Source organism: Streptomyces sp. NPDC045968, from assembly GCF_056430475.1.
This window is the reverse complement of record NZ_JBWKLF010000001.1, coordinates 1,112,085-1,133,514: the sequence shown is the minus strand read 5'-3', so window position 1 is coordinate 1,133,514 and position 21,430 is coordinate 1,112,085. Positions and strand designations below refer to the sequence as shown.

At 71.9% G+C, this 21,430-nt stretch carries 19 protein-coding genes; 8 read left to right on the top strand and 11 right to left on the bottom strand.

The window, feature by feature from the left end; all coding sequences use genetic code 11:
• Nucleotides 1–89 precede the first annotated feature (89 nt).
• The 4 genes from AC07FA_RS04925 to AC07FA_RS04910 all read right to left on the bottom strand — a co-directional run bounded on the left by AC07FA_RS04925 (nucleotide 90) and on the right by AC07FA_RS04910 (nucleotide 5,991).
• Nucleotides 90–2,054, bottom strand: a complete 1,965-nt coding sequence (locus AC07FA_RS04925) for a TerD family protein (RefSeq protein ID WP_479073249.1) — start codon at nucleotides 2,052–2,054, stop codon at nucleotides 90–92.
• Nucleotides 2,055–2,201: 147 nt separating this feature from the next.
• Entirely contained in the window at nucleotides 2,202–2,816 is a 615-nt protein-coding gene (locus AC07FA_RS04920; RefSeq protein ID WP_362842502.1) for a TerD family protein, read from the bottom strand.
• A 136-nt stretch (nucleotides 2,817–2,952) separates the two neighbouring features.
• A complete protein-coding gene (gene uvrB, locus AC07FA_RS04915) occupies nucleotides 2,953–5,073 on the bottom strand; it encodes an excinuclease ABC subunit UvrB (RefSeq protein ID WP_479073248.1) in 2,121 nt (706 codons plus the stop codon).
• Nucleotides 5,074–5,112: 39 nt separating this feature from the next.
• On the bottom strand, nucleotides 5,113–5,991 hold the full coding sequence (locus tag AC07FA_RS04910) for an MHYT domain-containing protein (protein WP_479073247.1): 879 nt from the start codon (nucleotides 5,989–5,991) through the stop codon (nucleotides 5,113–5,115).
• Between the two features lie 215 nt (nucleotides 5,992–6,206).
• On the opposite strand from AC07FA_RS04910, the gene AC07FA_RS04905 reads away from it, so the two are divergent.
• From AC07FA_RS04905 to AC07FA_RS04895, 3 genes are all read left to right on the top strand, one after another.
• Complete coding sequence (locus tag AC07FA_RS04905; RefSeq protein ID WP_479073246.1) at nucleotides 6,207–7,082, top strand: glycerophosphodiester phosphodiesterase; 876 nt, start codon at nucleotides 6,207–6,209, stop codon at nucleotides 7,080–7,082.
• A 47-nt stretch (nucleotides 7,083–7,129) separates the two neighbouring features.
• The gene (locus AC07FA_RS04900) at nucleotides 7,130–7,678 is read left to right on the top strand and encodes a methylated-DNA--[protein]-cysteine S-methyltransferase (protein WP_479073245.1); all 549 of its coding nucleotides are present in this window, start codon (nucleotides 7,130–7,132) and stop codon (nucleotides 7,676–7,678) included.
• Nucleotides 7,679–7,844: 166 nt separating this feature from the next.
• Nucleotides 7,845–9,146 (top strand): MFS transporter, encoded by a 1,302-nt coding sequence (locus AC07FA_RS04895; RefSeq protein WP_479073443.1) that lies wholly within the window; start codon nucleotides 7,845–7,847, stop codon nucleotides 9,144–9,146.
• 31 nt (nucleotides 9,147–9,177) lie between these two features.
• On the opposite strand, the gene AC07FA_RS04890 is transcribed toward AC07FA_RS04895, so the two are convergent.
• A complete protein-coding gene (locus AC07FA_RS04890; protein ID WP_479073244.1) occupies nucleotides 9,178–9,540 on the bottom strand; it encodes a cupin domain-containing protein in 363 nt (120 codons plus the stop codon).
• A 101-nt stretch (nucleotides 9,541–9,641) separates the two neighbouring features.
• On the opposite strand from AC07FA_RS04890, the gene AC07FA_RS04885 reads away from it, so the two are divergent.
• Nucleotides 9,642–10,592, top strand: a complete 951-nt coding sequence (locus AC07FA_RS04885) for a pseudouridine-5'-phosphate glycosidase (protein ID WP_479073243.1) — start codon at nucleotides 9,642–9,644, stop codon at nucleotides 10,590–10,592.
• Nucleotides 10,589–11,533, top strand: a complete 945-nt coding sequence (locus tag AC07FA_RS04880) for a carbohydrate kinase family protein (RefSeq protein ID WP_479073242.1) — start codon at nucleotides 10,589–10,591, stop codon at nucleotides 11,531–11,533. Before AC07FA_RS04885 ends, AC07FA_RS04880 begins: the two co-directional genes overlap by 4 nt.
• Here the strand turns inward: AC07FA_RS04880 and AC07FA_RS04875 are convergent.
• Both AC07FA_RS04875 and AC07FA_RS04870 read right to left on the bottom strand, forming a co-directional pair.
• Nucleotides 11,530–12,174: a nucleoside/nucleotide kinase family protein gene (locus tag AC07FA_RS04875; protein WP_479073241.1), complete on the bottom strand. Its 645-nt coding sequence runs from the start codon at nucleotides 12,172–12,174 to the stop codon at nucleotides 11,530–11,532. The genes AC07FA_RS04880 and AC07FA_RS04875 overlap by 4 nt on opposite strands.
• A gap of 95 nt (nucleotides 12,175–12,269) precedes the next feature.
• The gene (locus tag AC07FA_RS04870) at nucleotides 12,270–12,947 is read right to left on the bottom strand and encodes a winged helix-turn-helix transcriptional regulator (protein WP_479073240.1); all 678 of its coding nucleotides are present in this window, start codon (nucleotides 12,945–12,947) and stop codon (nucleotides 12,270–12,272) included.
• 85 nt (nucleotides 12,948–13,032) lie between these two features.
• Between AC07FA_RS04870 and AC07FA_RS04865 the strand changes: the two genes are divergently transcribed.
• Nucleotides 13,033–14,244, top strand: coding sequence for a pyridoxal phosphate-dependent aminotransferase (locus tag AC07FA_RS04865; protein ID WP_479073239.1), 1,212 nt, complete (start codon nucleotides 13,033–13,035; stop codon nucleotides 14,242–14,244).
• Nucleotides 14,241–14,864: a cysteine peptidase family C39 domain-containing protein gene (locus AC07FA_RS04860; RefSeq protein WP_479073238.1), complete on the top strand. Its 624-nt coding sequence runs from the start codon at nucleotides 14,241–14,243 to the stop codon at nucleotides 14,862–14,864. The genes AC07FA_RS04865 and AC07FA_RS04860 overlap by 4 nt, the downstream gene beginning before the upstream one ends.
• 153 nt (nucleotides 14,865–15,017) lie before the next feature.
• On the opposite strand, the gene AC07FA_RS04855 is transcribed toward AC07FA_RS04860, so the two are convergent.
• The 3 genes from AC07FA_RS04855 to AC07FA_RS04845 all read right to left on the bottom strand — a co-directional run bounded on the left by AC07FA_RS04855 (nucleotide 15,018) and on the right by AC07FA_RS04845 (nucleotide 20,281).
• Nucleotides 15,018–16,292: an SWIM zinc finger family protein gene (locus AC07FA_RS04855; protein WP_479073237.1), complete on the bottom strand. Its 1,275-nt coding sequence runs from the start codon at nucleotides 16,290–16,292 to the stop codon at nucleotides 15,018–15,020.
• The gene (locus AC07FA_RS04850; RefSeq protein ID WP_479073236.1) at nucleotides 16,289–19,150 is read right to left on the bottom strand and encodes a DEAD/DEAH box helicase; all 2,862 of its coding nucleotides are present in this window, start codon (nucleotides 19,148–19,150) and stop codon (nucleotides 16,289–16,291) included. Before AC07FA_RS04850 ends, AC07FA_RS04855 begins: the two co-directional genes overlap by 4 nt.
• A 246-nt stretch (nucleotides 19,151–19,396) precedes the next feature.
• Complete coding sequence (locus AC07FA_RS04845) at nucleotides 19,397–20,281, bottom strand: slipin family protein (RefSeq protein WP_479073235.1); 885 nt, start codon at nucleotides 20,279–20,281, stop codon at nucleotides 19,397–19,399.
• A gap of 205 nt (nucleotides 20,282–20,486) precedes the next feature.
• On the opposite strand from AC07FA_RS04845, the gene AC07FA_RS04840 reads away from it, so the two are divergent.
• Complete coding sequence (locus AC07FA_RS04840; protein WP_479073234.1) at nucleotides 20,487–20,840, top strand: hypothetical protein; 354 nt, start codon at nucleotides 20,487–20,489, stop codon at nucleotides 20,838–20,840.
• Nucleotides 20,841–20,866: 26 nt separating this feature from the next.
• Here the strand turns inward: AC07FA_RS04840 and AC07FA_RS04835 are convergent, their stop codons facing one another.
• A complete protein-coding gene (locus AC07FA_RS04835; RefSeq protein WP_479073233.1) occupies nucleotides 20,867–21,325 on the bottom strand; it encodes a DoxX family protein in 459 nt (152 codons plus the stop codon).
• Nucleotides 21,326–21,430: the final 105 nt, after the last annotated feature.

Here is a 21,430-nt window from a genome sequence, read left to right as displayed (position 1 = left end):
AACCCCAAGAGAAGGTAAAGAAAAGGGTAAAGGCGTCTCTAAAGAGCCAGGTCAGGGGCGGTGAATGGACACCGCTACGCCCCCACGGTTCAGCGGCCTCCGGTGCGACGCGCCTCCGCGACCCTGGCGAGCACCTGCTCCAGCACACGGCTGCCTGCGGGCAGCGCGAGCGGTTCGTACGTCCACGCGTGACCGACCCAGGGATCGGCGAGATGGTCGTCGGCGACGGGCGTGATCCGCAGAAGCGAACGCCACAGCGGGTCGAGCACCGGACCGTAGGCGGAGGCGTCCTCCCGGTCGGCCACCATCAGCAGATGGACACCCACCGAGGGGCCCTCGTCCGCGAGGTAGCGCAGCTGGGTGACGGCCCGGTCGTCGAAACCGTGCGGGAAGTCGTTGACGATGAGCAGCTGCTCCCCGGTGTCCAGGTCCGGCGGGAGCGAGTCGGCCGCGCCGGCCCGGACGGCCATCTGTACGAGGTCGACGCGCCGCGTGAGGTGGGCGAGGACCGAGGTCACTCCCCCGGGCCCGGCAGCGGGCGGCCCGGCCAGCACACCGGACCGGACCAGGGGCGCGAGCGCCGGGGCGGCCGACCCCGCGGGGTCGATGACGTGCACGGAGAACTCACCGGCGGGATGGACGGCGAGCATGCGCGCCGCGTGCATGACCGCTGTCTCCATGGCGAGGCGTCGCAACTGGTCCGGTTCCATCAGCGTCGCCGCCTCCGAGGCCGTACGGCCGCTGTCGACCCAGATGCCGCGCTCCAGAGGCAGCCGCACGAGCAGCGGGATGCGCAGGTCGGTGGCCTCGGGCAGGTGGAGGTCGCCGATGCGCAGGGCCATCGGCATCTCCATCGGGACCTGGTAGGCGTGCCAGACGGGGTTGGCCCAGCCCGCGTAGGCGGCGGGGAGTGCCGGTTCGACGACGGCGGCCTCGGCGGCGAGCTGGGCGAGATCCCGGTCGAGGGCTTCGCGGGCCCGGGAGGTCAGTTCGTCGCGCTTGGCGCGGGCCGCCTCGCGGGCCCGGTCGCCCGCTCCGCCGATCCGGCTGCGCGGGTCGGAAAGGGCGCGGTCGAGCTCCTGGTCCATGCGGGAATCCGCGAAGTCGACCGCGCTGCGGTACGCCGCGGTGGCGCGGGCCAGATCCTCGAACATGCCCCAGATCTGGTTGTAGAGGCGCTCGTCCATGGACCAGCCGGTGGCGTCCCCCGCGACCGGTGGCGCGGGCGAACCCGGCGGCGCGGGCGGCGCGGTGGGAGGCGGCGGCGGCGGTGCGGTGGCCCGGCGCGGGTGGGCGTAGTTGATGGGGCCGCCCGCCGGGGGCGCGGCGGCGGGGCCCGGGGCCTGCGCGGTGGCCGGGTCGGGCAGTGGTTCCGGGGTCACGGGGGCGGCGGAGGGGGCGGCCGGGGGCCGGCGGCCGCCCGAGGACGGTGCGGGGCCCGCTCCGTGGCGGACCCGGTCCCCGTCGGGCGTGCGGGGCGGCGCCGGGGCCACCGAGCGTGCCAGGCCACGGGCTACCGCCTCCTGTATCGAACCGGCCAGCTCCGCCGCCTGGGCCACCCCCTGGTCGGCGAGCATCTCGGCCAGCCCGGCCGCGTACCCCTGGCCGACGGCTCTGACCTTCCAGACACCCTGGCGGCGGTAGAGCTCAAGGGCGCTGACGGCGGATTCGGCGTCCAGCCCGGTGAGGGTGAAGGTGGCGATCTCGGTGCCGTCGAGACCGGTGACGGCGACGAAGGGGGCGGCGACCGCGCCGAACCGCACCGGGCCGCCCGCTCCGACGGGGAGGGCCAGCAGCACGGTGACGCGGTGCACGGAGGCGGGCAGTGCGTCGAGGTCCACGGCGAGCCGGTGGTCGGCGGCGGCCTGCCTGGACACTTCGAGGCCGGGCAGCTGAGGCGATCCGGGATGGGCGATCCACTCGATGCCGTGCACCGTGCCCTGTTCGTCTCCGAGAGTGGCACCGGCCACGACGGGGGAGCCCGCCGACACCCGGATCTCCAGACGGGTCTGGGGCAAGGTGTGGTTCTGCCCCCGGACCAGCTCGGCCGTCATTGCCCTGTCCCCTCGACGATGCGTCGTTTCCGTGTGCGCGGTGCTGCTGTGCGGTGCTGTGCGATGCCGGTCGGTATGCGGTGCAGCTCCCGGCGGCGGATGCCTCCGGGAGCTGCTCGTACCGATGTGTGCCAGGTCCTGCGGTGCCTACAGGTGCGGCAGGATCGAGGGCATCAGGTCCTGGAAGGTGCGGCCGTTGGCCGGGTTCCCGAGGGCGGTCATCTGCCACCCGTTGCCCGCGCGGTGCACCTTCGCCATGATCTGGGCGGTGTACTGGCCCCCGCCGTCGAGCGTGTAGCGCGCGAGCTCCTGGCCGTTGGTCTCGTCGACGATGCGGCAGAAGGCGTTCTGCACCTCCTGGAACGTCTGGCCGGTGAACGAGTTCACCGTGAAGACGATCTGGTCGATGTGGACCGGGACCCGCTGGAGGTCGACGAGGATGGCCTCGTCGTCCCCGCCCGAGCCGGCGCCGCCGACGAGGTTGTCACCGGTGTGCTTGACCGAACCGTCGTCGCTGACCAGGTGGCGGAAGAACACGACGTCGACGGGCTGCTTGTCGGCGAACAGCACCGCCGAGGCATCCAGGTCGATCTCCCGGGTCCGTGAGCCGAACAGGCCGCGGCGCGGAGCCGCCTGCCAGCCGAGCCCCATCCGCACCGCGGTGAGGGCTCCCCCGCCCCTCTTCTCCAGGCTGATGGCCTGCCCCTTGGTCAGATTGACGCCAGGGCCCCCGGGCGCATTGCCCTTGGATACGTCCACCACGCGCTGTCCCCTCTCAGAGTGTCCCCGCGACCACCTGCGGGTGCGGTTGCCCCGCACCCTACGCAGTCGCACTGACAGCGCAGGAGGGCCGGGCGGCTTTTGTGTCGGTCCTGCAACACAGCGGATGCCCCTGCCGTCAGGCGAGCCCCGCCTCCCTCATCTGCCGCAGTTCCTTCTTCAGTTCGCCCACCTCGTCGCGCAGCCGGGCGGCCACCTCGAACTGGAGGTCCGCGGCGGCGGCCCGCATGCGGTCGGTCATCTCCTCGATGATCCCGGCGAGTTCCGTCGCGGGCCGGTCGGTGACGGCCGGCTTGGCCCCGCCCGCCGCGGCGCCCTTGGCCGCCTTGCCGCCGAGAGCGGGGACGGGTGCCTTGGCGCCCTTCGCCTGGCGGTAGCCGGTGCCGAGGAGCTGTTCGGTGTCGATCTCCTCGCGGGCGATGGTCGCGACGATGTCGTTGATCTTCTTGCGCAGGGGCTGGGGGTCGATACCGCGCTCGGTGTTGTAGGCGATCTGCTTCTCACGGCGGCGGTTGGTCTCGTCGATGGCCTGCGCCATGGCCGGAGTGATCTTGTCCGCGTACATGTGGACCTGGCCCGACACGTTGCGCGCCGCGCGGCCGATGGTCTGGATCAGCGAGGTGCCCGAGCGCAGGAAGCCCTGCTTGTCGGCGTCGAGGATGGCCACGAGTGACACCTCGGGCAGGTCGAGACCCTCGCGCAGGAGGTTGATGCCGACCAGGACGTCGTACTCACCGGAGCGCAGCTCGCGCAGCAGCTCGATGCGGCGCAGGGTGTCCACGTCGCTGTGCAGATAGCGGACCTGGATGCCCAGCTCCAGGAAGTAGTCGGTGAGGTCCTCGGACATCTTCTTGGTGAGGGTGGTGACCAGGACCCGCTCGTCCCGCTCGGTGCGCTTGCGGATCTCGTGCACCAGGTCGTCGATCTGGCCCTCGGTGGGCTTGACGACGATCTCCGGGTCGACGAGGCCCGTCGGCCGGATGATCTGCTCCACGAAGCCGTCGCCGCGCGAGAGCTCGTACTTCCCGGGGGTGGCGGAGAGGTAGACGGTCTGGTCGATGCGGCCGAGGAACTCCTCCCACTTCAGCGGGCGGTTGTCGAGGGCGGAGGGCAGCCGGAAGCCGTGGTCGACCAGGGTCCGCTTGCGGGAGGCGTCGCCCTCGTACATCGCACCGATCTGGGGCACGGTGACATGCGATTCGTCGAGGACCAGCAGGAAGTCATCGGGGAAGTAGTCGAGGAGGGTGTTGGGGGCGGTGCCGGGCGCGCGGTCGTCGAAGTGCATCGAGTAGTTCTCGACGCCGGAGCAGGTGCCGATCTGGCGGAGCATCTCGATGTCGTACGTGGTGCGCATGCGGAGCCGCTGGGCCTCCAGCATCTTGCCCTGCTTCTCCAGCTCGGCGAGGCGCTGTTCCAGCTCCTGCTCGATGCCCCTGACCGCCTTCTCCATGCGCTCGGGGCCCGCGACGTAGTGGCTGGCGGGGAAGACGTGGAGGGACTGGTCCTCGCTGATGACCTCGCCGGTCAGCGGGTGGAGGGTGGACAGGGCCTCGATCTCGTCACCGAACATCTCGATGCGGACGGCGAGTTCCTCGTAGACCGGGAAGATCTCGATGGTGTCGCCCCGCACCCGGAAGGTGCCCCGGGCGAACGCCAGGTCGTTGCGGGTGTACTGGATCTCGACGAAGCGGCGCAGGAGCTGATCGCGGTCGATCTCGTCGCCGACCTTGAGCTGGACCATCCGGTCCACGTACTCCTGGGGCGTACCGAGGCCGTAGATGCAGGAGACGGATGCCACCACGATGACGTCGCGCCGGGTGAGCAGCGAGTTCGTCGCGGAGTGGCGCAGCCGCTCGACCTCCTCGTTGATCGAGGAGTCCTTCTCGATGTAGGTGTCCGACTGCGGTACGTACGCCTCGGGCTGGTAGTAGTCGTAGTACGAGACGAAGTACTCGACGGCGTTGTTGGGGAGGAGCTCGCGGAACTCGTTGGCGAGCTGGGCCGCGAGCGTCTTGTTCGGCGCCATCACCAGGGTGGGGCGCTGCAGCTTCTCGATCATCCAGGCGGTGGTCGCCGACTTGCCGGTGCCGGTCGCGCCGAGCAGGACGACGTCCTTCTCGTCCGCGCGGATGCGCCGCTCCAGCTCCGCGATGGCCGCGGGCTGGTCGCCACTGGGCTGGTAGGGACTGACGACCTCGAAAGGCGCCACCGAACGTTCGATCTTCGAAACGGGCCGCATGCAACCACCGTACGACCCGGCACTGACAACCGGGTCGGATCACCGGTTCCGTGGCGGACGGGAGCCCCGTCCCGCGGCTGCCCGGTTGGGCGTGTGTCCGCGCTGGGCGGGGATTCCGGTCGGCCGACCGCCCGTGCCGTGGACGGCGCGGGCATGCCGGAGCTCGTCCCGCTCCGGGGTGCCCAGAACCACCAGGGGGTCGACCATCACGATCACCCCGGCGAGCAGCAGGAAGCAGAACGGGCCGACCAGCATCGGGATGATCAGCGCGGCGGGGTCGTCGCCGCCGGAGGTCACGCCGCCCGCGGCCGCGGGGTGGAGATGGACGCTGAGCGCGGCCATTCCCGTGTAGTGCATGCCGCTGACCGCGACGCCCATCACCACGCTCGCGCCGAGGCTGGGCAGGAAGCCGTGGACGGACACGGCCGCCCAGAGCGCTGTCGTCGCCGCCACGACGGCGATGACCACGGAGAGGGCCACCGTGACCGTGTCGTACTCGAACCGTCCCTGGAGCCGCATTCCCGCCATCCCCAGGTAGTGCATGGACGCGACGCCGAGGCCCATGATGACGCCGCCGGTGATCAGCGCCATGCGGGTCGCTCCGTGGTAACCCACAATGAAGATGCCGATACCGACCATCACGATCGCCAGGGCCAGGCTGGCGAACGTGAGGGGCCTGTCATAGCCGACCGGTGCCTCCTGGACGCTGAAACCCATCATCGCGACGAAGTGCATCGTCCAGATGCCGGAGCCTATGGAGGTGGCACCGAGCGCCAGCCAGCGGGCCTTGGCGGAACCCTCGGTTCGCAGGGACCGGGTCGTGCAGCGCAGCCCCAGGGCCGCGCCGAGGCACGCCATGAGGAAAGCGACGACCGGGGTCACGAGGCCGTAGCTGAATCCGTCGACTGTGCCCTGCATGCTGGTAAGCCCTTCGCGGAAGCCCGGGTCCGGGCCTTGCCCATGGGGCGAGGCCCGGCAGGCAAACATAGGAATCGCATGGTATCGGCAGAGAATCCCGTCCGTGATCCGGTACCGAAGGTTCCGTTCACGTGGTGGCCATCGCCGCCCTGTTCTCCGTTGGTGATCGGCTGCCACGCTCGATGTGCCCGCACCTCTGACCGCGAGGAGAACCCGTGTCCGTACGCACCGTAACCGTCTCGACGACTGTCGCCGCTCTGCTCGGCGGCAGTGCTCTGCTGCTGCCCGCTTCCCAGACGCAGGCCGCGGGTACGCACGACACCCCGGTCGTCTTCGCGCACCGAGGCGCTTCGGCGTACGCACCGGAGAACACCCTGGCCGCTGTCGACGCGGCGGACGACCTGGGCATCGACTGGGTCGAGAACGATGTGCAGCGCACCCGGGACGGCGTCCTGGTCGTCATGCACGACACGAACCTCAAGCGGACCACTGATGCCGAGGAGGTCTTCCCCGGCCGCGCGCCCTGGGCGGTCAAGGACTTCACGGCCGCCGAGATAGCACGCCTCGACGCGGGCAGCTGGTTCGGGGAGCGGTACGCGGGAGCCCGGGTCCCGACGCTGGAGCAGTACGTGCACCGGGTCGAGCGCAACCACCAGAAGCTGCTCCTGGAGATCAAGAGCCCGGAGACCTACCCGGGCATCGAGAAGGACACCCTTCAGGTCCTGCGCAACGAGGGCTGGCTCAACCGCCACCACGTCAAGCACAGGCTGATCATCCAGAGCTTCGGCGCGGAGAGCGTGAAGCGGGTCCACGCGCAGCGCCCCGACGTCGTCACCGGGTTCCTCGGTACGCCGGCCGTGGCCGACCTGCCCTCCTACGCGGCGTTCACCGACCAGATCAACCCCTCCCACAGCACGCTCAGCGCCGACTACGTGGCCGCCGTGCAGGAGCTGAAGGGTGCGCACGGGAAGCCGCTCCAGGTGAACACCTGGACGGTCAACGACGCGGCGACCGCCGCCAAGGCCGCCGGGTTCGGCGTCGACGGCATCATCTCCAACAACCCCGACGTGGTGCGGGACGCCACCCGCTGACGCGGAAGGGCCGGGCGTTGTCAGTGCCCGGTCGTACCGTGGACGGCATGAAGAGCACCGAGCAGGATGTGCAGTGGTCCGCCGTCGGGAGCGACATCGGGCCACTGCTTCTTGTCGCGACCGGCACGGGGCTGGTGAGCGTGATGTTCCACGCCCGTCCGGCGGTGCGGGAGAAGGCGCTCGGGCAGGTGGCCGCGCGGCTCGGCTCGGCACCGGTGGAGGCGCCGCCCGGTTCCGGCAGACTGGCCGAGCCCATACGCCAGCTCGCGGCGTACTTCGCGGGTGAGCGCAAGGAGTTCACGCTGGAGCTGGACTGGTCGCTGACGTCCGGCTTCAACCGCGAGGTGCTCCGGGAGCTCGCGTCCGGTGTGCCGTACGGGACCGTCGTCGGTTACGGCGATCTGGCGAGACGGGTGGGGCAGCCGGGGGCAGCTCAGGCCGTGGGGGCCGCCATGGGGTCCAATCCGCTGCCGGTGGTGGTGCCCTGCCACCGGGTCGTGGAGAGCGACGGCGGGCTCGGGGGCTTCGGCGGCGGGCTGGAGACCAAGCGGCAGCTGCTCGCGCTCGAAGGCGTCCTGCCGCAGCCACTGTTCTAGACCTCGCCGCCGAGCCGTTGCGCTGGGGCCGCCGCCGGACCGCCGCTGCTGGGGCGCCGCCCCTGGGCCGACGCGCATCGGACGAGAGTCGCGGAATCCGTTTTCGTACCCGCGTACGAGCTGGCACACTGCGCCAGTGAAGAAGGCCCTCTCCGCACCTCCGGTCATGGTTGCCGACCTGCCTGCCCTGCAGCGCCGGACGTCCGCCGTCCTCATCGCCAGCCAGATACTCGGCGGCCTCGGCGTGCCCATCGGTATCGCCCTGGCCCCGGTCCTCGCGACGGAGGTGAGCGGTTCCGAGGCCCTGTCCGGTCTCGCCCCCACCGCCTCGGTGGCCGGCACGGCGCTGCTCTCGCTGCCGCTGGCCGCGCTGATGACGTCCCGGGGCCGCCGCCCCGGCCTCGTGCTCGCCTACCTGATCGGTGCGGTCGGCGCGGGCCTGGTGGTCCTCGCCACCGTCGTGGACAGTTTTCCGCTGCTGCTCCTCGGCATGGCCGGTTTCGGGGCCGGCTCGTCGGCCAATCTTCAGGCCAGATTCGCCGCCGCCGACCTGGCGGAGCCGGACCGGCGTGGCCGGGCGATCTCCACCGTCATCTGGGCCACCACGATCGGTTCGGTCCTCGGCCCCAATATCGCGGCTCCCGCGGGCCGCGCCTTCCGGGACACCGCCATCCCCGAGACGGCGGGCCCGTTCGTGTGGGCGGCGGGCATCTTCCTGCTCACCGGTCTCGTCGTCGCGGTGCTGCTGCGCCCCGACCCGTTGCTCACGGCGCGGGCGCTGGCTCCCGCGGGCACCCAGACCGCGGCGAACCGCTCGCTGCGCGCGGGCGTCGCCGCGGTGCGCGCCTCGCCGATGGCCCGGCTGGCGCTGGTGACCGTGGCCGTGTCCCACACCGCCATGGTCTCGATCATGGTGATGACCCCGGTCCATCTGGGCCATCACGGGGCGGGCATCCAGCTGATCGGGCTGGTCATCAGCGGTCACATCGCGGGCATGTACGCGTTCTCGCCCGTGATGGGCTGGCTGGCCGACAGGTTCGGCCGGCTCTCCGTCATCGGCCTCGCGGCCGGCCTGCTGTCGTGCGCCGCGCTGCTGGCCGGCACGGCGGGCCCCAGCCACGGGCGGACCGCGGCCGGTCTGTTCGTGCTCGGACTCGGCTGGTCGGCCGGTCTTGTGGCCGGTTCCGCGCTGCTCACCGACTCCGTACCGCAGCCCGCCCGCGCCGCCGTGCAGGGTCTGTCAGACCTGACCATGAACACGGCGGCGGGCATCGGCGGCGCGGTCGCCGGGGTGATCGTCTCCCAGTGGAGTTACGGCTGGCTGAACGTGGTCGGCGCCTGTCTGCTGCTGCCGATGGCCGCGCTGGCACTGCGGCGGGTGCTCAGCAGGCCCACCGCCGTGCCCGGCCCGGCTTCCGACGGGCCCGCCGACGTGTCCGTCCCCTCCGCGGCCTCGGACACGACCTGACACCTCTGACGCTTCAGAGGCTTCTGAGCTGTCAGAGGCTGATGTGGTACGCCTTGCGCAGCGTCTCGTGGACCGTCCAGGTCGTACGGTCGCCCTCCCGCAGTACGCAGGCGTCCCCGGGCCCGATCTCCAGTGTCGAGCCGCCCTCGACCACGACCGTGGCCCGCCCGCTCACCACCACGAACAGTTCGTCGGCCTCGGTGTCGGTGACCACGCCGGGGGTGATCTGCCAGATGCCGCGCACCTGCTTGCCGTCGGCGGACTCCCACAGCACCTTGCCGCTCACCACCGGGTCACCCGAGAGCACCTGCGCCGGGTCGAGGGGTTCCGGTTCGAGTGCGGCGTCCGGGATGTGCACGGCGAAGGAGGCGGGAGCGTGATCAAGAGTCGTCATGGCCGGTCACCCTAGCGAGCGGCCCGCGACAGGCCGACCCCAGGGGAGGCCGACGCCCATCCCGTGGTTTGCGGCCACCTCCCGCGCGACAGGGATGGGGGATGCCACCCAACACACCGGAGCACACACCCGAGGACGGCCCGCGAGGTTACGAACCGGCGCTCTCCGCCGAGGTCCGGGACGCTGTCGCTGCCCATCGCCCCGTCGTCGCCCTGGAGTCGACGATCATCGCGCACGGTCTGCCGCGCCCGCGCAATCTGCGGGTCGCCCTGGAACTGGAAGAGCTCGTACGCTCCGCAGGGGCAGTCCCCGCCACGATCGCCGTGCTGGACGGACGGGCCCATGTGGGCCTGGACAAGACGCAGTTGGAACGGGTCGCCGAAGACCCGGCGATGCGGAAGCTGGGGCACCGGGACCTCGCCCCCGCGCTGGCGACGGGTGCGAGCGGGGCGACGACGGTATCCGCCACGGCGTTCCTGGCCGCCCGGGCCGGTCTGCGCGTGTTCGCGACCGGGGGGCTCGGCGGCGTACACCGGGAGTGGACCGAGACCCAGGACGAATCGGCGGATCTACGGCTGCTCGCACGCACCGGCATCACCGTGGTCTGCGCCGGGGTGAAGTCGATCCTGGACGTTCCGGCCACGCTCCAGCGCCTGGAAACGCTCGGCGTCGGCGTGCTCGGTTTCGGCACCGCGCACTTTCCCGGCTTCTATCTCAGCAGTTCGGGCGAGCCCGTCGACTGGACGGTGCACACCCCCGAGGAGGTGGCGGACGTGATGCGGGCCCGGGAGGCGCTGGGCGGTCCCGAGGCGGCACTGATCGTCGCCAACCCCGTATCGGAGAAGGAGCAGTTGGACCCTGTCGTCCACGACCGTGTGCTGGCCGACGCGCTCGCCGCGTGCCGGGAGCGCGGCGTCGTGGGGCAGGCCGTCACGCCGTTCCTGCTCGACCATCTGATGCGGCACACCGATGGCGCCTCCCTGGAGGCCAACCTGGCGGCCGTACGCGGAAATGTGGCACTGGCCGCCCGTATCGCGGCGGCGGCACGGTGAGCGAGGGCGGCCTGCTCGTCGTCGGGGACGTGGTGACGGACGTGGTGGTGCGGCACGGCCCGGCGCCGGCCCGGGGGACGGACACGGCGGCGCGGATCAGCACGCTGCCAGGCGGCGCGGGCGCCAACGTGGCGTGCTGGGCGGTGCGTTCGGGGTGCCGTGACGTGCGCCTGCTGGCACGGGCGGGCACCGATTCCGCGGCCTGGCACCAGGAGATCCTGGTCCGCGCCGGGGTACGGGCCGTGCTGGCCGTGGACGAGCAGGTGCCGACCGCCACCGTGGTCGCGCTCGTCGACGGCAGCGCCGAACGCACCTTCCTCACCGACAGCGGCGCGGTACTGCGCCTGGCCCCCGCCGACTGGTCGCCGTCTCTGCTCGACGGCATCGGCCACCTCCACCTCTCCGGCTACCTGCTCTTCGCGCCGACGAGCCGGGCCACCGCGCTGCTCGCCCTGCGGGAAGCGCGGCGGCGGGGCATCCCGGTGAGCGTGGACCCGGCCTCCGCCGGGTTCCTCACCGGCCTCGGCGTCGACCGGTTCCTGGCCACGGTCGAGGGTGTGGACCTGCTGCTGCCGAACGCGGACGAGGCGCGCCTGCTGACCGGTCTGCCGGAACCGGCCGACGCGGCAGCCAAGCTGAGCCGCCATGTCCCGCTGGTCGCGGTCACGCTCGGCAGCCGGGGCGCACTGCTGGCCGCCGCCGGAACGGTGACCGCGCGCATCGCCGCGGTGCCGGTCGCGGAGCCGGTCGACTCGACGGGCGCGGGCGACGCGTTCACCGGCGGCTTCCTCGCCGCGCGGCTCGCGGGGGCGGACGACGCGGAAGCCGCCGCGGAGGCCTGCCGGGCGGGAGCCGAAGCGGTCACGACGGTCGGCGGCCGCCCGGGGCGGGGGCCTGAGAATCAAGCCCGTGCGGCGATCGAGGACAGACCGGCGCGCTAGGGGGTCGCCGGACGCGACCAGGCGGGATGAAGCGGGTCATCGGCCCGTACGACCGCGTCCGCGCGATCGGCGGGCGTCACCTCGTCCTCGTATCTCGCGAACGCGGGCAGGGTCCACCGTTCGCTCTCCTCGGTGCGGCGGCGCAGCGCGCCGGGCGAGAGCCGCAGATGGACGCTCAGATCGAACGGGAACCAGTGCCCGAGCAGGAACGGGCCGTGCACGACGACGACTCCGCCCTCGGGGAGGAGTTGGTACGGAGTCCGGGTGGCCCGGTCCTTCACCGGGTCCCACAGGTCGGGCAGCACCCGCCCGCTGCCGCCCGCCTCCAGCGGCCCGAACACCTCGCGCCACAGCGCTCCGGTGTCGAACCAGCCCTCGAAGTACGAGTCGGGGTCCTCCTTGCCGTACTCGTACCGGAGGCTGGCCGGGCGCAGAAAGCCGCTGGTGGGGACGGTGAGCACCGAACGGCCCCGGACCCGCAGCGCCGCCGCGGTCCGTTCGGCGAGCTCGCCGGGGCGCGCGGCAGGGGCGCCGTCGACGGCGATCTTGAGCCAGGGCCCGCCGTCGGAGGGCTTCAGCGCGTCGGCGTGTACGGCGAGGGCTTCGGCCAGCCGGTCCCAGGTGATCGGTTCGAGTCGCACCCGTCCATCATCCCCCGGCCGCGCGCGGCCGGCCGGTCTCGCCCGCAGTCGCCGGCGTACGGCTCGGCGTGCCCGACGTGACCACGGCGATCAGCTCACCCGCGTGCGTGTTCACCGCGGATCTCAGCGGCGAGCGGACTGTCGCCGGACACCCCGATCCGCCCGTCCTTGACCGCCTCGGCCAGGGTCACGTCGCCTCGCCCCAACTCCGGACACAGTTCGGCGTCGAGGGTGAGGCGGACATCGGGGTGCCCCGCGGGGCCGTATCCGTAGACCTCCGCCGGCTCGCCACTGCCGACGCGTACGTGGAACTCCCCCTCGTCCAAGGCGACTTCGACGACGCCCGCGTGGGTCAGACCTTCCAGGGCGCGCAGCAGGGGCAGGGCGAACCAGTGTGCGCGCACCGCGTCCGTGGGGCGGCGCTCGTCCAGTGCGTGGGACCCCCACGCCGAGAGGGCCGTCAGGACCGGCAGCAGTCCGTGACCGCGTTCGGTCAGTTCGTACACCGAAGCGGGCGTCGGCGGTGGCAGCCTGCGGCGCAGGGCCAGGCCGTTCTGTTCCATGTCCTTGAGCCGGGAGGCCAGGACGTCCGTACTGACACCCGGCAGATCGGCGTGCAGATCCGTGTACCGGCGCGGGCCGCCCAGGAGTTCACGGACGATCAGCAGCGTCCACCGGTCACCGACGGAGTCGAGGGCACGGGCGGTGGCGCAGAACTGGTCGTAACTCCGGCGGCGGGCCGGTCGTGCTGCCGGCTGTTGCTGACGTGGCATGCGACGCAGTCTAGACATGTTGTTGGACTTTCCAAGCCCGAACTTGGTAAAACCAAGTATCGCAATCGCGTCGGGGAGGCACCGCATGGAGTTCCGGCAGTCCAGCAAGCTCAACGAGGTCTGTTACGAGATCCGGGGTCCGGTCATCGAGCACGCCAACGCCCTGGAGGAGGCGGGCCACAGTGTGCTCCGGCTGAACACGGGCAACCCGGCGCTCTTCGGCTTCGAGGCTCCCGAGGAGATCGTCCAGGACATGATCCGGATGCTCCCGCGGGCACACGGCTACACCGACTCGCGCGGCATCCTGTCGGCTCGGCGTGCTGTGGCGCAGCGCTATCAGGCGATGGGGCTGACCGAGGTCGGCGTCGACGACATCTTCCTCGGCAACGGCGTGTCCGAGCTCATCTCCATGGCCGTACAGGCACTTCTGGAGGACGGGGACGAGGTCCTGATCCCGAGCCCCGACTATCCGCTGTGGACGGCGGTGACCACGCTCGCGGGCGGCAAGGCCGTGCACTACACCTGCGACGAGGCCTCGGACTGGAACCCCGACCTCGCCGACATGGCGGCGAAGATCACGGACCGCACCAGGGCCGTCGTGATCATCAACCCCAACAACCCGACCGGCGCCGTCTACCCGCGCGAGATCCTCGAAGGCATCCTCGACCTGGCCCGCAGGCACGGACTCATGGTGTTCGCCGACGAGATCTACGACCAGATCCTCTACGACGACGCCGAGCACCACAGTGTGGCGGTCCTCGCCCCGGACCTGGTCTGCCTCACGTTCAGCGGACTGTCGAAGACGTACCGGGTCGCGGGATTCCGCTCGGGCTGGATGGTGGTGTCGGGCCCGCAGCAGCACGCCCGCAACTACCTGGAGGGGCTGACGACGCTCGCGTCCATGCGGCTGTGCCCCAACGCGCCCGCGCAGTACGCCATTCAGGCCGCGCTCGGCGGCCGGCAGACGATCAGGGAACTCGTCGTGCCGGGAGGCCGGCTGTACGAGCAGCGCAACCGGGCCTGGGAGAAGCTGAACGAGATCCCCGGGGTCTCGTGCGTCAAGCCGAAGGGCGCGCTCTACGCGTTCCCCCGCATCGACCCGAAGGTGCACAACATCGTCGACGACGAGAAGTTCGTCCTCGATCTGCTGCTGCGGGAGAAGATCCAGGTGGTGCAGGGCACCGGCTTCAACTGGCCGCGCCCCGACCACTTCCGCATCCTGACCCTCCCGCACGCCGACGACCTCGACGCCGCGATCAGCCGCATCGGCCGCTTCCTGAACGGGTACCGCCAGTGACCTGCCCCTCCTGCCGGGTTCCGGTCCACACCCAGTTCGCCACTGCGGAACTGGTGGGACCGATCGTCGAGGGCGGTCTCGATCCCGCCGAGGACCCGGGCTGGGCCCGGTCGGGTGCCGGGTCGCCCGCCGAGTACGCGCGCTGGGCAGGTCACCTGTGCGGTGTGACCTGCCTGCGCATGGCACTCGGCAGCGAGGCGCCTTCGCTGTTCGCCCTGCGGGACGGGGCACTCGCGTACGGCGCGTACACGGAGGATCCGGACGGGGACATCCGGGGCCTGGTCTACGCGCCGTTCGCGGAGTACGCACGCGAGGTGCACGGGCTCGACGCGACCGTGCACCGTCATCTCGCGGTGGACGAGATCCCCGGTCTCCTGGACGAGGGCCGGACCGTGATGGCCTCGGTGCACTACGGGATCCGGCACCCGGAACGGCCGGCCCCCGGGCGGGGCGGACATCTGGTGCTCCTGACCTCCCGTACGGCCGACGGAAGCGGTGTCCATATCCACAACCCGTCGGGAACGACGGCCGGGACGCGGGCGGCGGACCTGCCGCTGCCGGTCTTCGCGCGCTTCTTCGCCGGCCGCGGCGTATCCCTGCGCGATCGGAGGTTCCACTGATCCTGCTCCACCCCGCGTCGGAGGCACGCCTGCGCGACGCGCAGATCGGCGGATCCGCGACGCGTACGAGAAGGCGTACGCCCAGGATCCGGTGGCCCGCCTGGAGGAACCGACCCGCGCCGACTTCTGACACGCGGGCACGCCCGGCCGCGGTCAGCCGCCCAGCAGTGCGGTGAGCGCGCCCACCGGGTCGTTGTCCGGGACGGCGCGGGGCCACCAGTCGTCCTCGCCCGGGTCGGATTCGTAGCCGTACCAGCGGCCGTCGTGGCCGAAGCGGAGCTGGAGGGTGCCGCGCGGGTGGGTGAGGTGGTTGCGCCAGGGCTGGAAGCGCGGGAAGTCGGCTGCCGCGAGGGCGGGGCGGGCCCGGTCGAAGGGACCGGCCGGTGGGTCCCAGGGGGTCTCCAGGACCGCCAGGCCCTCGGCGCCGCCCTGCCGCCAGGCGGCCACGGCGCGTGCCAGGTCGGTGGTGGTGCGGCCGGTCGCGTAGGCCAGTTCCCGGTAGAGGGCCCGGGTGGTGGCGGTGAGTCCGGCGGTGGGGCGGGCCGCGGCGAGCCGGACGGCGTCCTGCCAGGTCGTGAGCCCCGCGAGGGGGTCGGCGCCCGTGGTGAGCAGCACGTGGGCACGGGCCGCCGCGTCCGTGGCGAGGTGGTCCAGCGAGAGCGGGTCGCGGGCGCCGGGCAGGCCGGGGTACGAGGGGGGCTGGCCGGGATGCGGCGGGACCGGGAGGGGCGCCGGAAGGGGCGGCAGGAAACGGTCGGCCACGGCCTCCCGGGCCGGGACCGAGGGGGTCCGGGGAGCGGTGGGACGTTCACGGGCGGAGTGCTCCGCGTTGCGCCGGCCCAGCTCGTCGAGGAGTTCGCGCTCACCCCTGCCGCGCATCAGCAGGAGGACGAACGGGTCGGTGTCCAGGAGCCGTGCCGTCTGGAAGCAGAGGGCCGCCACGTGTTTGCAGGGCCAGCCGCGGTCGGGGCAGGAACAGTCCGGGTCGAGGTCCCCCGCGGTCGGCAGCAGCCGGATACCCGTCTCCCCCGCCGTGTCGACCAGCGAGTGCGGCATCTCCTTGCCGAGCAGCGCGGAGAGATGTCCGGGCCGGGCGGCGACGGCGTCGAGGAAGGTGTCCCAGTCGGTGTCGGAGAAGGTGCGCAGGCGCAGTTCCGCACGGTACGGGCGGGGACGGCTGCCGTGGACGTAGGCGATGACCCGGCCGGGAGTGACGGTGATCGCGGCGACATGACCACCGTCCGCGTACGTACGGCCGCGGGCGAGCCGTCCCTCGTCCATCGACAGGGTCTCCAGGGCGTCCACCCAGGCACGGCCCCACCAGCTGTCCGCGAACGGCCCCTCGTCGTCGCGGGTGCGAGCCGGGACCGCTTCGAAGGTGCGCCGCAGATCGTCGGGGCCGGGGCGGGCGGCCGGGCGGGGGCTCATGCGGGCCTCCGGAGGGAGACGAGGTCGGCCAGGTCACGGTCGCTGAGCTCGGTCAGTGCCGTCTCCCCGGTGCCGAGCACCGCGTCCGCCAGGGCCCGCTTGGACTCCAGCAGTTCACCGATCCGGTCCTCGACCGTGCCCTCCGCGATCAGCCGGTGCACCTGGACCGGCTGGGTCTGGCCGATGCGGTACGCGCGGTCGGTGGCCTGTTCCTCCACGGCCGGGTTCCACCAGCGGTCGTAGTGGATGACATGGGCGGCGCGGGTGAGGTTCAGTCCGGTGCCGGCGGCTTTGAGGGAGAGCAGGAAGACCGGCACCTCGGCGGACTGGAAGCGGTCCACCATGTGCTCCCGCTCGGCCACCGGCGTACCCCCGTGCAGCAGTTGGGAGGGGATGGCGCGGGAGGCGAGGTGGGCCGACAGGATCCGGGCCATCGTCACGTACTGGGTGAAGATCAGGACGGAGCCGCCCTCGGACAGGATCGTGTCGAGGAGTTCGTCGAGCAGGGCCAGCTTCCCCGAGCGGCCGGTGAGCCTGGTCGGCTCCTCCTTGAGGTACTGCGCGGGGTGATTGCAGATCTGCTTGAGCGAGGACAGCAGCTTCATGATCAGGCCGCGGCGGGCGATGCCTTCCGACGCCTCGATGAAGGCCATGGTCTCGCGCACCGCGGCCTCGTAGAGCGTGACCTGTTCCCGGGTGAGGAAGACCGCGTGGTCGGTCTCCGTCTTGGGCGGCAGTTCCGGTGCGATGCCCGGGTCGGACTTCTTGCGGCGCAGGAGGAAGGGGCGGACCAGCCGGGAGAGCCGTTCGACCGCTTCCTCGTTGCCCAGGCCGGCCGCCGTCCCGGTGTTCTCGACGATCCGGGCGTGCCGGGCGCGGAACGCCTTGAGCGGGCCGAGCAGTCCGGGGGTCGTCCAGTCGAGCAGCGCCCACAGCTCCGAGAGGTTGTTCTCCACGGGGGTGCCGGTGAGGGCGACGCGGGCGGGGGCCGGGATGGTGCGCAGGGCCTTGGCGGTGGAGGAGTGCGGGTTCTTCACGTGCTGGGCCTCGTCGGCGACGACCAGTCCCCAGGTGTGCGCGGCGAGCTGGGCCGCGCTGGAGCGCATGGTGCCGTACGTCGTGAGGACGAAGCCGCCGTCGGGCTCCGCCAGCGTCCTGTCGGTGCCGTGGAAGCGGCGGACGGGGACACCGGGTGCGAAGCGGTTGATCTCGCGGTGCCAGTTGCCCAGGAGGGAGGCCGGGCAGATGACCAGCGTGGGCGCGGGGTGGGCGCGGTGCAGGTGGAGTGCGATGACGGTGATCGTCTTGCCCAGACCCATGTCGTCGGCGAGGCAGCCGCCCAGCCCCAGGGAGGTCATCCGGTCCAGCCAGGCGAGCCCGCGCAGTTGGTAGTCGCGCAGGGTCGCGTCGAGGCCGGGCGGCGGCGGGACGGTGGCGTCGTCGGAGACGATGCGTGCGCGCAGTGCGGCGAGGGCGCCGACGGGGACCGCCTCGACCTGCTCCCCGTCGACCTCGGCACTGCCGGTGAGGGCGACGGCCAGGGCGTCCACCGGGTCCAGCAGGCCCAGTTCGCGTTTGCGTGCCTTGCGTACGAGCGCGGGGTCGACCACCACCCACTGGTCGCGCAGCCGCACCACGGGCCGGTGGGCCTCGGCCAGTGTGTCCATCTCGGCCTCGGTGAGCTGTTCGTCGCCCAGTGACAGCTGCCAGTTGAAGGAGAACAGCTGCTCGGCGTCGAAGAACGAGGTGCCGTCGGTGGCCGAGCCCGGAGCGGTCCGGACGACGGCTGCGGCGGTGAGCGAGCGGGCCAGCTCCCGTGGCCAGTGGACGGCGACGCCGGCACCCGCCAGCCGTGCCCCCGCGTCACTGAGCAGTTCGTACAGCTCGTCCTCGGTGAGGGCGAGCACATCGGGGACCGGCTGGTCGAGAAGCCGCTCCAGGGGCGGCCAGACGCGGGCGGCGCGGCGCAGTGCCAGCACCGCGTCGATCCTCGCCCGGGGGCCGAACGGCTCCCCTCCCCCGCCGTGCCACAGGGCCGCGGCGTCGATGACGTACGTCGGGTCGGCCAGGCTGTGGACCTGTGTGATGGCCGCGGCGGCATGGCGGGCGGCGGGCGCGCGACCGGCCGTGCCGTCGCTCTCCTCGTCCCCGTCCCCGTCGCCGCTGGTCCCGTAGGTGTCTGCGGTGTCGAACAGGTCGTACGCCGACAGGTCGAGCCGGAGCGAGACCCGGACCCCCGCGTCCAGACCCGCCGCCACCTCGACGGCCCAGGCGCGCGCACCGGGCAGGTGCTGTGCCTCGCGGGCGGCGAAGGGCGCCCCCATCGCGTACGCGGCGGCCGGTGTACGCGGCAGGGTGTCGGCGACCGCGTCGAGGAAGGAGCCGAGCAGGGCCGCGGGCTCGGGCACCTGGAGCGGCGTACGGTCCGGCAGCGGGACCGCGTGGCCTTCGGGCGGCATGGCGGCGGCGACGGCTCTGAGGTGGGCGACGTCCTCGGCGTCCCTCGGACCCGCGCGCCAGGCGTCGTGGTCGTCGGCGGTCAGACCGGGCAGGAGCCTGCCGCGCGCCACCAGATTCAGGGCGTGCAGCGCGGCGGCGCCCCAGCACCGGGTGGCGGGGTGGGCGGAGGCGAGGTACCGGGCACGGACGAGGAGCGGGACCGCGTCGGCCAGGGGCAGCAGCACGGCCCGCACCGTGTGCCGCCGGACGCCGTCCGCCCCCTGTCGCCGTACGACGGTGAGCTCGGCGGTCGTGTGGGGCAGGTCGTCGATACCGTCGAAGGTCGCGGCCCCGCCCTGTCCTTCCGGGTCCCAGAAGGCGATCCGGCCGTCTCTCGGAAGGGCCGCGGGAAGGAACACGGCGGCACGGCGCAGCAGGCGGTCGGCGGCCTGGCTCCGCTCGTCCTGCCTGCCCCGAACGCTCCATCGGTTCTCTTGATCCCGTTGGTTCCGCACCCTGATGCCGCCCCCCTTCTGCCTCGATTCGCGACCGGCTCCTTATGACTGGCGAGTCTAGGCGGGTGGTCTGACAACGCGTCCCACCGCACTGTCACCGCAGGTCAGAGCAGTGCGTGAGGGGTCACCGCGAGGTGAGCCGCTGGGCGGTCAGTGCGAGGTGAGCCGCTGGGTGTCGGTGGGTGTCGGCACCGGAGCGGCCGCGTCGGGCGGCTGCTGGGGCCACACGGGCGGCTGCGGCTTCTCGGCGAGCCGCTCCGGGGCAGGTTCCTGCTGCTGCGCGGCCCGTTCCAGGAAGCGGAGGAGTTCGACGGGGAACGGCAGGACAAGGGTGGAGTTCTTCTCCGCCGCGACCGCGACCACGGTCTGCAACAGCCGCAGTTGCAGCGCCGCCGGCTGCTCCGACATCTCCTTGGCCGCCTCGGCGAGCTTCTTGGACGCCTGGAGTTCCGCGTCGGCGTTGATGACCCGCGCGCGCCGCTCCCGGTCCGCCTCGGCCTGTCGCGCCATGGAGCGCTTCATCGTCTCGGGCAGGGACACGTCCTTGATCTCCACCCGGTCGATCTGCACGCCCCAGCCCACCGCGGGACTGTCGATCATCAGCTCCAGCCCCTGGTTCAGCTTCTCCCGGTTGGACAGCAGGTCGTCCAGGTCGCTCTTGCCGATGATCGACCGCAACGAGGTCTGCGCCATCTGCGAGACCGCGAACCGGTAGTCCTCCACCTGGATGACGGCGCTCGACGCGTCGACCACCTTGAAGTAGATGACCGCGTCGACCCGGACCGTGACGTTGTCCCTGGTGATGCCGTCCTGGGCGGGCACGGGCATCGTCACGATCTGCATGTTGACCTTCCGCAGCCGGTCCACGACGGGAACGATCATCGTGAAGCCCGGTCCGCGGACATCGCGCCGGAGCCGGCCGAGCCGCAGCACGACCCCCCGCTCGTACTGCTTGACGATCCGGGCGGCCGCCGCCAGATAGACGACACCGGCCGACCCCGCGCCCACTACTGCGATCAAGAGCTCCTGGACCATCACGGCCCCCTGACAGCCAACCTCGGAATTGGTCCCTATTACCACGGTATGCCCGATTCAACCACCGATCGAACCTGGCCCCGTACAGCTGTCGCCCGGCCGGCCGCGCACCGGATGCCGGACCGGTGGGGAGCGGGCAAGGTGGCCAGCGCCAGCATGTCTCCGTGACGTAAAGATGCGCCGGACGAGCAGACAGGACCCGCCCATGTCCGTGACCGTGCCCGATCGCCACCGTCGACGCCGTCTCGGCATCGCAGCCGGAGCAGCGCTCCTCACCCTGACCGTCTCGGGCTGTTCCGGGCTGGGACGCACCGCCGTCGGGCCGGTCACGTACACCACCGAGCGACACGCCGTGATCTCCGTGCACAGCCCGAGCGTGCGGGGCTGCCACCGGCTGCCCCTGGGGGCCCACGAGGTCCACAACGGCACTCTGGTCGACGTCGTCCTCTACCGGACCCGCAACTGCACCGGCGGCGACACGACGTACCTGCCGACCACGCTCACCGACTTCACCGCACCCCGTAGCGGGCCCTGGCGGAGCTACACCGTCGTCCACTGAGCGACGGCGAATCCGCTCCACGGTACTTATGCGCGCCGGCCCAGAAGCGCAAGCAGCCGCGTCGTCCGGTCGCGCCGGTCACGGGCGATCAGCGCGAACACGACGACGAGCAGGGCGGGCATGACCGCGAGCGGCGGGTCGAGGAGTGTCAGCTGCACGATCGAGGCGCCCGCCGACAACGCGGCCAGCGCGATCGCGGCCACTCCGGACAGCAGCGGGATCAGCAGGGCGATCGCACCGGCCATCTCCAGACCGCCGATCGCGTACATCGCGCCACCGCCCCAGCCCATCCGGCCGAAGGACTCCACCGCCGACTCGTGCGCGATGAGCTTGGCGAACGCGCTGAACCCGAAGAAGAGCGCGAGGAGATACCGGGCCCCGGTCAGCACGACGGCGCCCCGGCCGCGCTTCGGTCCCGCAGCGGCGGACGTGGTCGCGGAAGAAGCGGCCGCGGTGGTCGTGGCGGCGCGGGTTGCTGCGGACATGACAGAGGTCTCCTCAAGGGTCTGCGGTGTACGGAAGCCGGGCACCGGAGGCGATGTCCGGCGCTTCGGCAGTTCGCCGCTTCGCTTCCGTGCGCTTACAGAGAG

Coding starts and splice junctions, on each gene's coding strand:
- AC07FA_RS04925 (WP_479073249.1), bottom strand. CDS start 2,054: ATGACGGCCGAGCTGGTCCGGGGGCAGAACCACACCTTGCCCCAGACC.
- uvrB (WP_479073248.1), bottom strand. CDS start 5,073: ATGCGGCCCGTTTCGAAGATCGAACGTTCGGTGGCGCCTTTCGAGGTC.
- AC07FA_RS04910 (WP_479073247.1), bottom strand. CDS start 5,991: ATGCAGGGCACAGTCGACGGATTCAGCTACGGCCTCGTGACCCCGGTC.
- AC07FA_RS04900 (WP_479073245.1), top strand. CDS start 7,130: ATGAAGAGCACCGAGCAGGATGTGCAGTGGTCCGCCGTCGGGAGCGAC.
- AC07FA_RS04895 (WP_479073443.1), top strand. CDS start 7,845: ATGGTTGCCGACCTGCCTGCCCTGCAGCGCCGGACGTCCGCCGTCCTC.
- AC07FA_RS04890 (WP_479073244.1), bottom strand. CDS start 9,540: ATGACGACTCTTGATCACGCTCCCGCCTCCTTCGCCGTGCACATCCCG.
- AC07FA_RS04885 (WP_479073243.1), top strand. CDS start 9,642: ATGCCACCCAACACACCGGAGCACACACCCGAGGACGGCCCGCGAGGT.
- AC07FA_RS04870 (WP_479073240.1), bottom strand. CDS start 12,947: ATGCCACGTCAGCAACAGCCGGCAGCACGACCGGCCCGCCGCCGGAGT.
- AC07FA_RS04865 (WP_479073239.1), top strand. CDS start 13,033: ATGGAGTTCCGGCAGTCCAGCAAGCTCAACGAGGTCTGTTACGAGATC.
- AC07FA_RS04855 (WP_479073237.1), bottom strand. CDS start 16,292: ATGAGCCCCCGCCCGGCCGCCCGCCCCGGCCCCGACGATCTGCGGCGC.
- AC07FA_RS04845 (WP_479073235.1), bottom strand. CDS start 20,281: ATGGTCCAGGAGCTCTTGATCGCAGTAGTGGGCGCGGGGTCGGCCGGT.
- AC07FA_RS04840 (WP_479073234.1), top strand. CDS start 20,487: ATGTCCGTGACCGTGCCCGATCGCCACCGTCGACGCCGTCTCGGCATC.
- AC07FA_RS04835 (WP_479073233.1), bottom strand. CDS start 21,325: ATGTCCGCAGCAACCCGCGCCGCCACGACCACCGCGGCCGCTTCTTCC.